Source organism: Pseudomonas sp. AM8 (assembly GCF_036346475.1).
Lineage (GTDB): Bacteria > Pseudomonadota > Gammaproteobacteria > Pseudomonadales > Pseudomonadaceae > Aquipseudomonas > Aquipseudomonas marginalis.
Genome location: NZ_JAOTNX010000001.1, coordinates 39,618 through 54,310 on the forward strand (window position 1 = coordinate 39,618; position 14,693 = coordinate 54,310).

General features: G+C 61.1%; 10 protein-coding genes. 2 read left to right on the forward strand and 8 right to left on the reverse strand.

Annotation, left to right across the window (positions count from 1 at the left end):
- Positions 1 to 96 precede the first annotated feature (96 nt).
- The 8 genes from rpsA to mtnA all read right to left on the reverse strand — a co-directional run bounded on the left by rpsA (position 97) and on the right by mtnA (position 12,489).
- Positions 97 to 1,782 (reverse strand): 30S ribosomal protein S1, encoded by a 1,686-nt coding sequence (gene rpsA, locus V3W40_RS00195; RefSeq protein WP_027604177.1) that lies wholly within the window; start codon positions 1,780 to 1,782, stop codon positions 97 to 99.
- A gap of 120 nt (positions 1,783 to 1,902) precedes the next feature.
- On the reverse strand, positions 1,903 to 2,592 hold the full coding sequence (cmk, locus tag V3W40_RS00200; RefSeq protein WP_003172653.1) for a (d)CMP kinase: 690 nt from the start codon (positions 2,590 to 2,592) through the stop codon (positions 1,903 to 1,905).
- Positions 2,589 to 4,799 (reverse strand): bifunctional prephenate dehydrogenase/3-phosphoshikimate 1-carboxyvinyltransferase, encoded by a 2,211-nt coding sequence (locus tag V3W40_RS00205; protein WP_065947448.1) that lies wholly within the window; start codon positions 4,797 to 4,799, stop codon positions 2,589 to 2,591. The genes cmk and V3W40_RS00205 overlap by 4 nt, the downstream gene beginning before the upstream one ends.
- Before the next feature lie 28 nt (positions 4,800 to 4,827).
- Complete coding sequence (gene hisC, locus V3W40_RS00210; protein ID WP_330214220.1) at positions 4,828 to 5,940, reverse strand: histidinol-phosphate transaminase; 1,113 nt, start codon at positions 5,938 to 5,940, stop codon at positions 4,828 to 4,830.
- Positions 5,941 to 5,949: 9 nt separating this feature from the next.
- Positions 5,950 to 7,044, reverse strand: a complete 1,095-nt coding sequence (gene pheA / locus V3W40_RS00215; RefSeq protein ID WP_003172650.1) for a prephenate dehydratase — start codon at positions 7,042 to 7,044, stop codon at positions 5,950 to 5,952.
- On the reverse strand, positions 7,044 to 8,129 hold the full coding sequence (serC, locus tag V3W40_RS00220) for a 3-phosphoserine/phosphohydroxythreonine transaminase (RefSeq protein WP_065939348.1): 1,086 nt from the start codon (positions 8,127 to 8,129) through the stop codon (positions 7,044 to 7,046). Before serC ends, pheA begins: the two co-directional genes overlap by 1 nt.
- A gap of 212 nt (positions 8,130 to 8,341) precedes the next feature.
- Positions 8,342 to 10,996 carry a DNA gyrase subunit A gene (gene gyrA / locus V3W40_RS00225; RefSeq protein WP_137213073.1) on the reverse strand — a complete coding sequence of 885 codons (2,655 nt, stop codon included), beginning with the start codon at positions 10,994 to 10,996 and terminating at the stop codon, positions 8,342 to 8,344.
- 422 nt (positions 10,997 to 11,418) lie between these two features.
- Positions 11,419 to 12,489, reverse strand: coding sequence for an S-methyl-5-thioribose-1-phosphate isomerase (mtnA, locus tag V3W40_RS00230; protein ID WP_315871540.1), 1,071 nt, complete (start codon positions 12,487 to 12,489; stop codon positions 11,419 to 11,421).
- 109 nt (positions 12,490 to 12,598) lie between these two features.
- On the opposite strand from mtnA, the gene V3W40_RS00235 reads away from it, so the two are divergent.
- Together V3W40_RS00235 and ubiG are read left to right on the forward strand one after the other, a co-directional pair.
- Positions 12,599 to 13,930 carry a TRZ/ATZ family hydrolase gene (locus V3W40_RS00235; protein WP_330214221.1) on the forward strand — a complete coding sequence of 444 codons (1,332 nt, stop codon included), beginning with the start codon at positions 12,599 to 12,601 and terminating at the stop codon, positions 13,928 to 13,930.
- A 64-nt stretch (positions 13,931 to 13,994) separates the two neighbouring features.
- The gene (gene ubiG, locus V3W40_RS00240) at positions 13,995 to 14,693 is read left to right on the forward strand and encodes a bifunctional 2-polyprenyl-6-hydroxyphenol methylase/3-demethylubiquinol 3-O-methyltransferase UbiG (protein WP_003172645.1); all 699 of its coding nucleotides are present in this window, start codon (positions 13,995 to 13,997) and stop codon (positions 14,691 to 14,693) included.

Here is a 14,693-nt window from a genome sequence, read left to right on the forward strand (position 1 = left end):
CCAAGGCGTCTGCCTTGGTTCTTGCGTGTTGATTCAGCGAATTTCAGGCACAAAAAAGGGCGACCGAAGTCGCCCTTTTTAACAGCCTTGCAGAACTTAGTTCTGTTTAGCCATTGCTTCGCGCAGCAGGGAGGCCATGGTGGTCTCGCCTGTTGCAGCTTCCGGAGCCGATTTCAGGCTCTGGATGGCTTCTTTCTCTTCCACTTCGTCTTTCGACTTGATGGAGAGTTGGATCACGCGGCTCTTGCGATCGACGCTGATGATCTTGGCTTCTACTTCCTGGCCTTCTTTCAGAACGTTGCGCGCGTCTTCAACGCGGTCACGGCTGATTTCGGAGGCTTTCAGAGTCGCTTCGATATCGTCGGCCAGAACGATGATGGCGCCTTTGGCGTCAACTTCTTTCACAGTGCCTTTAACGATTGCGCCTTTGTCGTTCTCTTGAACGTACTCGGAGAACGGATCGCTTTCCAGTTGCTTGATACCCAGGGAGATGCGCTCGCGCTCTGGGTCAACCGACAGGATAACGGTGTCCAGCTCGTCGCCCTTCTTGAAACGACGAACAGCTTCTTCGCCAACTTCGTTCCAGGAGATGTCGGACAGGTGAACCAGGCCGTCGATGCCGCCGTCCAGACCAATGAAGATACCGAAATCGGTGATCGACTTGATGGTGCCGGAGATTTTATCGCCCTTGTTGAACTGGCCAGAGAAATCTTCCCATGGGTTAGATTTGCACTGCTTGATGCCCAGGGAGATACGACGACGCTCTTCGTCGATGTCCAGAACCATGACTTCCACTTCGTCGCCGACTTGTACGACTTTCGAAGGGTGGATGTTCTTGTTGGTCCAGTCCATTTCGGAAACGTGTACCAGGCCTTCAACGCCTTCTTCCAGCTCAGCGAAGCAGCCGTAGTCGGTCAGGTTGGTAACACGCGCGGTGACGCGAGTGCTTTCTGGGTAACGGGCTTTGATAGCGACCCATGGATCTTCACCCAGTTGCTTCAGGCCCAGGGAAACACGGTTGCGCTCGCGATCGTATTTCAGAACCTTGACATCGATCTCGTCGCCAACATTGACGATTTCGGAAGGATGCTTGATACGCTTCCAAGCCATGTCGGTAATGTGCAGCAGGCCATCGACGCCACCCAGATCGACGAATGCGCCGTAATCGGTGAGGTTCTTGACGATACCTTTGACTTGTTGGCCTTCCTGCAGGGATTCCAGCAGAGCTTCACGCTCGGCGGAGTTCTCTGCTTCCAGGACGCTGCGACGGGAAACGACAACGTTGTTGCGCTTCTGGTCGAGTTTGATGACCTTGAATTCGAGTTCCTTGCCTTCCAGGTGCGTGGTGTCGCGCACAGGACGAACGTCGACCAAAGAACCTGGCAGGAACGCACGGATGCCGTTAACGTCGACAGTGAAGCCGCCTTTAACCTTACCGTTGATAACGCCCTTGACCACTTCTTCAGCTGCGAAGGCTGCTTCGAGAACAATCCAGCATTCAGCGCGCTTGGCTTTTTCACGGGACAGCTTGGTTTCACCGAAACCGTCTTCAACCGAGTCCAGAGCAACGTGAACTTCGTCACCGACATTGATTGTCAGATCACCAGCATCGTTGTAGAACTGTTCCAGCGGGATCAGAGCTTCAGACTTCAGACCAGCGTGAACGGTTACCCAGCGAGCTTGGTAATCGATATCAACGATAACACCGGTGATGATGGAGCCTGCCTGAAGGTTCAGGGTTTTTAGGCTTTCTTCAAAGAGTTCCGCAAAGCTTTCGCTCATTTTAATTCCTGTTGATAAGGGCGAAGAATACGCCCATCTCCACACCCCAGACGGTGTGGGTCAGTTTCAGTTAAAAGAAGCCACCGCAGGACTATGACTGGTCCCCTGCGGCCTTCTTGATCACCCGGCGATATCGCGAATGGCGATTTCACTCAAGATGCGTTCCAGCACCTGCTCGATGGACAACTCCGTGGAATCCAGCTGTATAGCATCAGCCGCCGGCTTGAGCGGGGCTACTGCGCGCTGGGTATCACGCTCATCGCGTGCACGGATCTCATCTAGCAGACTCGACAGACTAACACCATCGACTTTGCCCTTCAACTGCAAGTAGCGGCGGCGAGCCCGCTCCTCGGCGCTGGCGGTCAGGAAAATCTTCAGCGGCGCCTCGGGAAACACCACCGTGCCCATGTCGCGGCCATCGGCCACCAGCCCCGGCGGCTCCTGGAAAGCCCGCTGACGCTGCAACAGCGCATCACGCACCGCAGGCAGCGCGGCAACCTGGGAGGCCCAGGAGCCGACCTGCTCGTTACGCAGGTCATCGGTCACATCGTCCCCTTCCAGGATGATGCGCTGGGGATGACCTTCCGTCGCGCCGACGAACTGCACATCGAGGTGCGCGGCCAGCAGCTTCAGGGATTCTTCGTTGGTCAGGTCGACGCCATGGTTGCGTGCGGCAAACGCCAGCAGGCGGTACAACGCGCCGGAATCCAGCAGGCACCAGCCCAGGCGCTTGGCCAGGATGCCGGCGATCGTGCCTTTGCCCGAGCCGCTTGGCCCGTCGATGGTAATCACCGGTGCTTTGATATTCACAATTGAGCCTCTTGGGCAACACGGATGCCGACTTGGGCACACAGTGTAAGAAAGTTCGGAAAAGACGTAGCAACATTGGCGCAGTCATGGATACGAATCGGCGCAGCCGCCCGCAGGGAAGCCACGCTGAAGGCCATGGCAATCCGGTGATCGCCATGGGCATGGACTTCACCACCGCCCATCAGGCCACCGTCAATGATAATCCCATCGGCGGTCGGTTCACACTTCACTCCCAACACCTGCAGACCGTCGGCCATGACCTGGATACGGTCGGACTCCTTAACACGCAACTCTTCGGCGCCCCGCAAAATGGTGCGGCCTTCAGCGCAGGCGGCCGCGACGAACAACACCGGGAATTCATCAATAGCCAGGGGCACCAGCGCTTCTGGAATCTCGATACCCTTCAATACAGCTGCCCGCACCCGCAGGTCAGCGACAGGCTCGCCACCCACTTCGCGCGGGTTTTCCAAGGTGATATCGGCCCCCATCAACCGCAGGATATCGATCACCCCGGTGCGGGTCGGGTTGATGCCGACATGCTCCAGCAACAACTCGGAGCCCGCGGCAATCGAAGCCGCCACCAGGAAGAATGCCGAAGAGGAGATGTCCCCCGGCACTTCAATATGGGCAGCCGTCAGTACATGACCCGATTCCACCGATGCGGTAGCGCCTTCCACCGCAACCGGGTAACCAAAACCGCGCAACATACGCTCGGTATGGTCACGGGTCGGCGCAGGCTCGGTCACTGCGGTTTGACCTTCGGCATACAGCCCCGCCAGCAACAGACAGGATTTGACCTGGGCACTGGCCATCGGCATTGCATAGCTCATGCCTTTGAGCGCCTGGCCGCCACGAATGGTCAGCGGCGGACGCCCTTCCGGCCCGGTCTCGATCACCGCACCCATGTCCCGCAATGGCTTGGCCACGCGGTTCATCGGGCGCTTGGACAGGGAAGCATCGCCGGTCAACACGCTGTCAAAGCGTTGTGCCGCCAACAAACCGGACAGCAGGCGCATGGACGTACCGGAATTACCCAGGTAGATCGGCCCAGGCGCCGGCTTCAAGCCGTGCAAGCCCACACCATGAATGGTCACGCGCCCATGGTGCGGCCCCTCAATCACCACGCCCATGTCGCGAAACGCCTGCAGGGTCGCCAGGGCGTCTTCACCCTCAAGGAACCCTTCCACCTCCGTCACGCCCTCGGCCAACGAGCCGAGCATGATCGAGCGATGGGAGATCGACTTGTCACCCGGCACCCGGAGACGCCCGCTCAAGCGGCCGCCCGGGTTGGCGAGGAAGGTCAGGTCATCGGCGTTCACAGCGGTTTCCATATAGGCCCGGCGAGCCAGGATCTTGCTGAAATGCTCACGCGCCACACGCGCACGGGTGAACACGCCCAATAATTGATGGCCATCCCCGGCATCGACCGCGTCGCGCAAGGCGTCGAGGTCACTGCGGAAGGTGTCCAGGGTGCGCAACACCGCTTCGCGATTGGCGAGAAAGATGTCGTGCCACATCACCGGATCGCTGCCGGCAATCCGCGTGAAATCGCGGAAGCCACCGGCGGCGTAACGGAAAATCTCGAGGTTTTCGTTGCGCTTGGCCAGGGAGTCCACCAGGCCGAATGCCAACAGATGGGGCAAATGGCTGGTCGCCGCCAGCACTTCGTCGTGGCGCTCGACCTGCATATGTTCCACATCCGCCCCCAGCTCACGCCAGAGACGATCCACCACGGCCAGCGCGGCCGGATCGGTTTGCTCCAGCGGCGTCAGGATCACTTTATGGCGGCGGAACAGCTGCGCATTGGACGCTTCCACCCCGCTCTGCTCGGAACCGGCAATCGGATGGCCCGGCACAAAACGCGACGGCATGCCGCCAAAAGCCTGTTGCGCGGCCCGCACCACATTGCCCTTGGCACTGCCGACGTCGGTCAGGATCGCCTGGCCCAGGTCCATGCCGGCCAATACCGCCAGCAGTTTCTCCATGGCCAGGATCGGCACAGCGAGCTGGATGACGTCAGCCCCCTGGCACGCCAGCGCCAGGTCCGCCTCGCAGCGATCCACCACACCCAACTCCACCGCCAGCTTGCGCGATTGCGGGTCCAGGTCCACACCGACTACTTCGCCGCACAGCCCGCTTTCGCGCAGGCCTTTGGCGAAGGAGCCACCGATCAAGCCCAGGCCGACCACCACCAGGCGACCGATCATAGGCACGGCAGGTTGCAATGCAGTGACATCAACCACGAGCCAGGACCTTGGCCAGCGCCTCCAGGAAGCGGCTGTTTTCAGCCGGCAAGCCGATGGTGATCCGCAGGTGGTTCGGCATGCCGTAGTTGGCCACCGGCCGCACGATCACACCTTCGCGCAGCAGCCCCTGGAATACCGGGGCAGCCACTTGACCAAGGTCGACACAGATGAAGTTGCCCTTGGAGGGAATCCAGCCCAGGCCCAACGCACGGAAGCCATCCTGCAACTGCAACATGCCGCTTGCGTTGATGCGGCGACCTTCTTCCAGGTACTCGGTATCCTTCACCGCCGCACAGGCTGCCGCCAGGGCGAGGCTGTTGACGTTGAACGGCTGGCGTACGCGGTTCAGTACATCGGCAACCACCGCAGTCGACAGGCCATAGCCGACCCGCAGCGACGCCAGGCCATAAGCCTTGGAGAAGGTGCGCGACACCAGCAGGTTCGGGTAGGCCGCCAGGAAATCCAGGCCGTCCGGCAGGTCGCTGCCTTCGGCGTACTCGATGTAGGCCTCGTCCAACACCACCAGTACATGCTCAGGCACGTCCTGCAGGAAGTCGTTAAGCGCCCGTGCATCGAACCAGGTGCCGGTCGGGTTGTTCGGGTTGGCGATAAACACGACGCGGGTCTGGGCGTCGATGGCGGTCAGCATGGCCGGCAGGTCATGACCCCAGTCCTTGGCAGGAATCACACGGGCGTCGGCACCGACCGCCTGGGTGACGATCGGGTAGACCGCAAACGCGTGCTCGCTGAACACGGCGTTCAGGCCCGGCGCCAGGTAGGCACGCCCGACCAGCTCGAGGATGTCATTGGAACCGTTGCCCAGGGTGACCTGGTTCAGCTCGACCCGGCATGTTTCTGCCAACAGGGACTTGAGGGCGAAGCCATTGCCGTCCGGGTAACGGGTCAGCTCGGCCAATTCTTCGCGAATCGCCGCCAATACCTTGGGGCTTGGGCCCAGTGGGTTCTCGTTACTCGCCAGCTTGACGATTTTGGAAGGATCCAGGTTCAACTCACGCGCCAGCTCGTCCACAGGCTTGCCCGGAACGTAAGGCGACAGTTGTTGCACGCCCGGCTGGGCCAGGGCGAGGAAGTTGCCACTCATGTTAAAGCCTCACAAAACCGCTTTCGGGTAAGAGCCCAGCACCTTGAGTGCCACGGCTTCCTGACTGATCTTCTCCAGCACGCCCTTGACCAGCGGATCGCGGTGGTGGCCGATAAAGTCGATAAAGAACACGTAAGTCCATTTACCGCTGCGCGAAGGACGCGTCTCGATGCGCGTCAGGTCAATCCCGTTGTCGTGGAACGGCACCAGCAGCTCATGCAGCGCGCCGGGCTTGTTGCTCATGGAGACGATGATCGAAGTCTTGTCGTCGCCGGTCGGCGGCACTTCCTGGCTGCCGATCATCAGGAAACGCGTGGAGTTGTCCGGGCGATCCTCGATTTTCTCGGCCAGGCGCGTCAGGCCATACAGGCCTGCCGCCATATCACCGGCGATCGCCGCCGAATTCCATTCACCCTTGACCCGCTTGGCCGCTTCGGCGTTGCTGGACACCGCCACGCGCTCCACATTCGGGTAATGCGCATCCAGCCACTTGCGGCACTGGGCCAGGGACTGGGCGTGGGAATAGATGCGGCTGATGCTGTCGGTCTTGGTGTTCTCACCCACCAACAAGTGATGGTGGATGCGCAGCTCGACTTCGCCGCAGATCACCATGTCGTGCTCAAGGAAGCTGTCCAGCGTGTGGTTGACCGCGCCTTCGGTGGAGTTTTCCACCGGTACCACGCCAAAGTTCACCGCGCCGGCCGCCACTTCACGGAACACCTCGTCGATGGCCGCCATCGGCTTGCTGATCACCGCATGGCCGAAGTGCTTCATGGCCGCCGCCTGGGTGAAGGTGCCTTCCGGGCCGAGGTAGGCCACTTTCAGCGGCTGCTCGAGCGCCAGGCACGACGACATGATTTCACGGAACAACCGCGCCATCTCTTCGTTGCCCAGCGGGCCCTTGTTACGCTCCATGACGCGCTTGAGCACCTGGGCTTCACGCTCCGGCCGGTAGAACACCGGCACTTCGCCCTCCGCCAGGGACGCCATCTTCACCCGTGCCACTTCCTGGGCGCAGCGCGCACGCTCACTGATCAGCTCCAGGACTTTCTCGTCCAGGCTGTCAATGCGTACACGCAGGGCCTTGAGTTCTTGTTCAGACATTAGCCGTGTTCCTTTTCGAACTCTGCCATGTAGGCAACCAGCGCATTGATCGCGTGAATGTCCACAGCGTTGTAGATGGAGGCGCGCATGCCACCTACCGAACGGTGACCCTTGAGGTTCAGCAGGCCACGGGCGTCGGCACCGGCCAGGAATGGCTTGTCCAGGCGGTCATCGGCCAGGCGGAACGGCACGTTCATCCACGAGCGGTCGGTGAGGTTGATCGGGTTGCTGTACAGACCACTGGCGTCGATGAAGTCGTACAGGGTGCGCTTCTTCTCTTCGTTGAGCTTGCCCATGGCCGCCACGCCGCCCTGCTCCTTCAGCCACTCGAACACCAGGCCCGACAGGTACCAGGCGAAGGCCGGCGGGGTGTTGTACATCGAGCCGTTGTCGGCCGCGACCTTGTAGTTGAGCATGGTCGGGCACAGTGAACGGGCGCGACCCAGCAGGTCCTCACGCACGATATTGACCAGGATGCCGCTCGGGCCGATGTTCTTCTGCGCACCGGCGTAGATCATGCCGTAGCGCGACACATCGATAGGCCGCGAGAGGATGTCCGAAGACATGTCGCACACCAGCGGAACGTCGCCGACTTCCGGCACCCAGTCGAACTCCAGGCCGCCAATGGTTTCGTTCGCGACGTAGTGCACGTAGGCCGCGTCCTTGGACAGCTTCCATTCGTTCTGACCGGGAATGGCGAAGTAGTCGTAGGGCTTGGCGGTGCCGGCCACATTGACATGACCGTAGCGCGAAGCCTCTTCAATAGCCTTCTGCCCCCAGATACCAGTGTCGATGTAGTCGGCAGTGCCGTCTTCCGGCAGCAGGTTCAGCGGGATCTGGGCGAACTGCTGGCTCGCACCGCCTTGCAGGAACAGCACTTTGTAGTTGGATGGGATGTCGAGCAAGTCGCGCAGATCCTGCTCGGCCTTGGTGGCAATGGACACGAACTCATCGCTGCGATGGCTCATTTCCATCACGGAGAGGCCTTTTCCATGCCAGTCGAGGAGTTCACCCTGCGCACGCTGCAGGACTGCTTCAGGAAGCGCCGCGGGACCGGCACAGAAGTTATAGGCTCTCTTGCTCACATCCAATCTCTCTGATCTGGTGGGACTGAAATCAAACACGGTAGGAGCGAGCTTGCTCGCGAAAAACCCGAGAGCGCAAGGGCGCATCAGGCAGCTCGCGTTATCGTTGACGATTTTCGCGAGCAAGCTCGCTCCTACAGGGGGCGGCGTTGTTCTTTCAAAGGGGACAAACAACAAGGGGGCGAATCTTCATCCGCCCCCTGTGTGTCCGCTTATTCCTGCGGTTCTTCTTCGTCTGCGGCAGCATCGAGGGTTGGCTCGTCGACGTTGTCATCGCCGGTTGCGATCACCTCGCCTTCGAACGCCTCACCTTCCAGCTCTTCGCCTTCGACTTCCGATGGTTCCTGGACACGCTCCAGGCCGACCAGTTTTTCGTCCTTGGCCAGCTTGATCAAGGTCACACCCTGGGTGTTACGGCCCAGGCTCGACACTTCGGCCACACGGGTACGCACCAGGGTGCCCTGGTCGGAAATCAGCATGATTTCCTCGCCATCGAGCACCTGGACCGCGCCGACCAGACGGCCGTTGCGGTCGTTGCTGACCATGGCGATAACGCCCTGGCCGCCACGCTTGTACTCCGGGAACTCGCTGATGGCGGTGCGTTTGCCATAACCACGCTCGGAAGCGGTGAGGATCTGGCTGCCTTCTTCCGGGATCAGCATCGAAATCAGCTTCTGCCCTTCCGGCAGGCGCATGCCGCGCACACCGCGGGCGGTACGGCCCATGGCGCGAACGTCGGATTCCTTGAAGCGAGTGACCTTGCCGCCGTCGGAGAACAGCATGACTTCACGCTCGCCATCGGTGATGGCCGCGCTGATCAGTACGTCGCCTTCGTCCAGCTCCAGGGCGATCAGGCCCACGCTGCGTTGGCGACTGAAGGATTCCAGCGGGGTCTTCTTCACGGTGCCTTTGGCGGTGGCCATGAAGATGAAGTGACCTTCGGTGTATTCCTCGACCGGCAGCATGGTGGTGATGTATTCATCACTGTCCAGCGGCAGCAGGTTGACCAACGGACGACCACGGGCAGCGCGGGAGGCTTCCGGGATTTCGTAGGTCTTGAGCCAGTACACCTTGCCCTTGCTGGAGAACAGCAGCAGCGTGGTGTGGCTGTTGGCGACCAGCAGGTGGGCGATGTAGTCCTCATCCTTCACGCCGGTAGCCGATTTACCTTTACCGCCACGACGCTGGGCCTGGTACGCAGCCAATGGCTGGGTCTTGGCATAGCCACCGTGGGAGATGGTCACCACGCGCTCTTCTTCCGGGATCATGTCACCCAGGGTCAGGTCGAGGCGCGCATCGAGGATTTCGGTGCGGCGCACGTCGCCGTATTCGGCGCGGATCACTTCCAGTTCTTCGCGGATCACTTCCATCAGGCGCACGGCGCTGTTGAGGATGCGGATCAGCTCGCCGATCTGGTTGAGGATCTCCTGGTACTCGGCCAGCAGCTTCTCGTGTTCCAGGCCGGTCAGGCGGTGCAGGCGCAGTTCCAGGATGGCCTGAGCCTGTTCCGGCGACAGGAAGTACTTGCCGTCACGCAGGCCGTATTGCGGGTCCAGGGTCTCCGGGCGGCACGAGTCGGCACCGGCACGTTCAACCATCGCCACGACGGCGCTGGATTCCCATGGCATCTTGATCAGGGCTTCCTTGGCTTCCGACGGGGTGGGCGAGGCCTTGATCAGGGCGATGACGGGGTCGATGTTCGACAATGCAACCGCCTGGCCTTCCAGGATGTGGCCGCGTTCACGGGCCTTGCGCAATTCGAACACGGTACGGCGGGTCACCACTTCGCGACGGTGACGCACGAAGGCTTCCAGCAGGTCCTTGAGGTTCAGGATGCGTGGGCGGCCGTCGATCAGTGCAACCACGTTGATACCAAACACGCTTTGCAGCTGGGTCTGGGCGTAGAGGTTGTTGAGGATCACCTCAGGCACTTCGCCACGACGCAGCTCGATCACCACGCGCATACCGTCTTTGTCGGATTCGTCGCGCAGTTCGGTGATGCCTTCGAGTTTCTTCTCTTTAACCAGCTCGGCGATCTTCTCGATCAGACGCGCCTTGTTCAACTGGTACGGGAGTTCGGTGATGACGATCTGCTGGCGGCCACCGACCTTGTCGATGTCCTCGATGATCGAGCGGGCGCGCATGTAAATGCGGCCGCGACCGGTGCGGTAGGCTTCGATGATGCCGGCGCGACCGTTGATGATCGCGGCGGTCGGGAAGTCCGGGCCCGGGATGTATTGCATCAGCTCATCGACGGTCAGCTCAGGGTTGTCGATAAGCGCCAGGCAACCGTCGATGACTTCACCAAGGTTGTGCGGCGGGATGTTGGTGGCCATGCCCACGGCGATACCGCTGGAACCGTTGACCAGCAGGTTGGGGATCCGGGTCGGCATGACCGCCGGGATCATTTCGGTGCCGTCGTAGTTCGGCACCCAGTCCACGGTTTCTTTATGCAGGTCGGCCAGCAGCTCGTGCGCCAGCTTGGTCATGCGCACTTCGGTGTATCGCATGGCCGCGGCGTTGTCGCCGTCGACCGAACCGAAGTTGCCCTGGCCGTCTACCAGCAGGTAGCGCAGGGAAAACGGCTGGGCCATCCGAACGATGGTGTCGTACACCGCAGTGTCGCCGTGAGGGTGATACTTACCGATCACGTCACCGACAACACGGGCAGATTTCTTGTACGGCTTGTTCCAGTCGTTACCCAGCTCGCTCATTGCGAACAGCACACGCCGGTGCACGGGCTTCAAGCCATCGCGCGCATCAGGCAGTGCCCGACCGACAATTACGCTCATCGCGTAGTCGAGGTAGGACTGTTTCAGCTCGTCTTCGATATTGACCGGGAGGATTTCTTTGGCCAGTTCGCCCATGAGAAGCCTGATTCCTTTTTCGGGTGAAACCTCGTCGCATCCATATGGGACGAACGAAGCTCGCCGTCGCCGGCACACTGCCTGACAACGACTTACGACAAATCAACGAGTTATGACACGGATCTGCACGTTATGGGCAACCCCTGGGGGCGGCCCTGGAAACCGCCGGATGTTATCACAATCGCCGCCACGCACCTATCCCCCTGATGCGCATGGAGACTAGTAATTTGACGGATGACAGGCTTGAGGAGGCCGAGAGGGGCTCAGAGATGGGGTGGTGCTTTTTTTTGAGGGCGGATCCTAGGGTTTTATTGACTTTCCGGGCCAATCGGGGGCAAGCCCCCTCCCACACTTTAATTGTGAACAGTCAAAATGTGGCAGGGGGCTTGCCCACGATAGCCATTTCACAGACACCACAGCCCTCAATGCAGCCGCTTACGGCACATCAGCTTGGCCAATTTCGCCGTATCCGGCCGCTCAACCACGCCCTTCTCAGTCACGATCACATCGATCAGGTCGGCCGGGGTCACATCAAATACCGGATTAAACGCATTGACCTCCAAGCGCTGCCCCATGACCTCCAGCAGTTCACCGGGATCGCGCTCCTCCAGGGCCACATCGTCACCCGTGGCCATCATCAGGTCCAGGCTCGAACTCGGCGCCACCACCATGAAACGCACGCCGTGGTGCATGGCGCACACCGCCAATTGATAGGTGCCGATCTTGCTGATCACATCGCCATTGGCGGCAATGCAATCGGCGCCGACGATCACCCAGGTGATGCCCTTGGTCTTGAGGAGATGCGCACCGGCCGAGTCGGCATTCACGGTGACCGGGATCCCCTCGCCCGCCAGTTCCCAGGCGGTCAGCCGCGAGCCTTGCAGCCATGGGCGGGTTTCATTGGCGTAGACGTGCTCGACCAAGCCTTCCAGGAACGCCGCGCGAATCACCCCGAGGGCCGTGCCGACACCGCCGGTTGCCAAGGCGCCGGCGTTGCCATGGGTCAAGATCGCCTGGGCATTGCCCTGATGCTTGCGAATCCGCTCAACGCCCAACTGGGCCATGACGAGGTTGGCTTCCCGGTCGCTTTCATGGATAGCGATCGCTTCGGCCTCCAGCACCGCCAGCGGATCGGCGTGCTTCTTGACGCGATCCAGGCGATCGCGCATGCGCTTGAGCGCCCAGAACAGGTTCGAGGCGGTCGGACGGGTATCGGCCAGTAGTGCGTAGTCCTCTTCCCAGGCGGCCTGCCAGTCACCGCCCTCGGCGATGCGCTCGCGAGCGGCGAGCACCAGGCCATAGGCCGCGCTTATGCCGATCGCCGATGCGCCACGCACCACCATGGCGCGAATGGCCGCAGCCACTGCATCGACCGTGGAGCAGGCCACCCAGTGTTCCTGGGACGGCAGGGCGCGTTGATCGAGCAGGTGCAGCGTGCCATCACGCCAATCGATGGCCTTCACTTTCTCCGCTGCCAACAGTCGATCGCGCATCCGTCACCCCGTACTCATCAACAAAAGCCGCCGATTATAGCGATCCGCCAGCCAGGACGCTCGGGTATACTTCGCGCTTCTTTTATAGCTGCCCGGGAAGAAGCCTGCGATGACCTCCACTGCCGCCCCGCTCGACTTATTGCTACTGCCAACCTGGCTGGTACCTGTCGAACCCGCCGGCGTGGTGCTCAAGGACCATGGCGTGGGCATCCGCAATGGGCGTATCGCCTTTATCGGTCCACGGGCTGCGGCGTTGAAGCTGTCGGCCGCTGAAGTGCGCGAACTGCCGGGCATGCTGCTCAGTCCCGGCCTGATCAACGCCCACGGGCATGCGGCGATGAGCCTGTTTCGCGGCCTGGCCGATGACCTGCCCTTGATGACCTGGCTGGAAAAACACATCTGGCCCGCCGAAGCCAAGTGGGTCGACGAGGCCTTCGTGCGTGACGGCACCGACCTGGCCATTGCCGAGCAGCTCAAGGGCGGTATCACCTGCTTCTCGGACATGTACTTCTACCCCAAGGTCGCCAGCGATTGCGTGCACAACAGCGGCATGCGTGCACAGATCGCGATTCCGATCCTCGACTTCCCGATTCCCGGCGCCGGCACCGCCGATGAGGCGATCCGCCAGGGCATCGAGCTGTTCGGCGACCTCAAGCACCATCCGCGCATCAAGATCACCTTCGGCCCCCACGCGCCCTACACGGTGTGCGATGCCAACCTGGAAAAGATCCGGGTCATCGCCGAAGAGCTGGACGCCGCGATCCATATGCATGTGCATGAAACCGCTTTCGAGGTACAACAGGCCGTCGAACAGACCGGCGAGCGGCCGTTGGCGCGCCTGGGACGCCTCGGCTTGCTGGGCCCGCGCTTCCAGGCCGTTCATATGACCCAAATCAGCGAGGACGACCTGGCTTTGCTGGTAGAAAGCAACACCAGCGTGATCCATTGCCCGGAATCGAACCTGAAACTGGCCAGTGGCTTCTGCCCGGTGGAGCGTCTATGGCAGGCGGGCGTCAATGTGGCCATCGGCACCGATGGCGCCGCCAGTAACAACGACCTGGACCTGCTGGGTGAAACCCGTACCGCCGCGATGCTGGCCAAGGCCGTCGCGGGTTCGGCCACCGCCCTGGACGCCCACCGTGCGCTGCGCATGGCTACGCTCAACGGTGCGCGTGCCATGGGCCTGGAAAGTGAAATCGGCTCCCTGGAAGTGGGCAAGGCGGCGGATATGGTCGCCTTCGATCTGACCGGGCTGGCGCAACAACCGATCTACGATCCGGTCTCACAGCTTATATATGCCACCGGACGCGATTGCGTGAAACACCTTTGGGTCGCCGGCAAGCAGTTGCTCGACGACCGGCAACTCACCCGCATGGATGAGCAACAGTTGACCACCACGGCCATTGCCTGGGGAAAACGCATCGGCGGGCACACCGAATAACGCTGGCTCTGAACCTGCGTGTTCAGGACCGACAAACCGATTTATCAGATTTAGAGGATTCACCATGAGCAACGTCGACCACGCCGAAATCGCCAAGTTTGAAGCCCTGGCCCACCGCTGGTGGGACCGCGAAAGCGAGTTCAAACCCCTGCACGACATCAACCCGCTGCGGGTCAACTGGATTGACGAACGCGTCAACCTGGCCGGCAAGAAGGTGCTGGACGTTGGTTGCGGCGGCGGCATCCTCAGCGAAGCCATGGCCCAGCGCGGCGCCACCGTGATGGGGATCGACATGGGCGAAGCGCCGCTGGCCGTGGCCCAGTTGCACCAGCTGGAATCCGGCGTGAGCGTGGAGTATCGCCAGATCACCGCCGAAGCCCTGGCCGAGGAAATGCCTGAGCAGTTCGACGTGGTCACCTGCCTGGAAATGCTGGAGCACGTGCCAGACCCATCGTCGGTGATCCGCGCCTGCTTCCGCATGGTCAAGCCGGGCGGCCAGGTGTTCTTCTCCACCATCAACCGCAACCCCAAGGCCTACCTGTTCGCGATCATCGGCGCCGAATACATCATGAAGCTGCTGCCGCGCGGCACCCACGATTTCAAGAAATTCATCCGCCCGTCCGAACTGGGTGCGTGGAGCCGCCAGGCCGGGCTGACCGTCAAGGACATCATCGGCCTGACCTACAACCCGCTGACCAAGCACTACAAACTGGCCAGCGACGTTGACGTCAACTACATGATCCAGACCCTGCGCGAGGAGTAA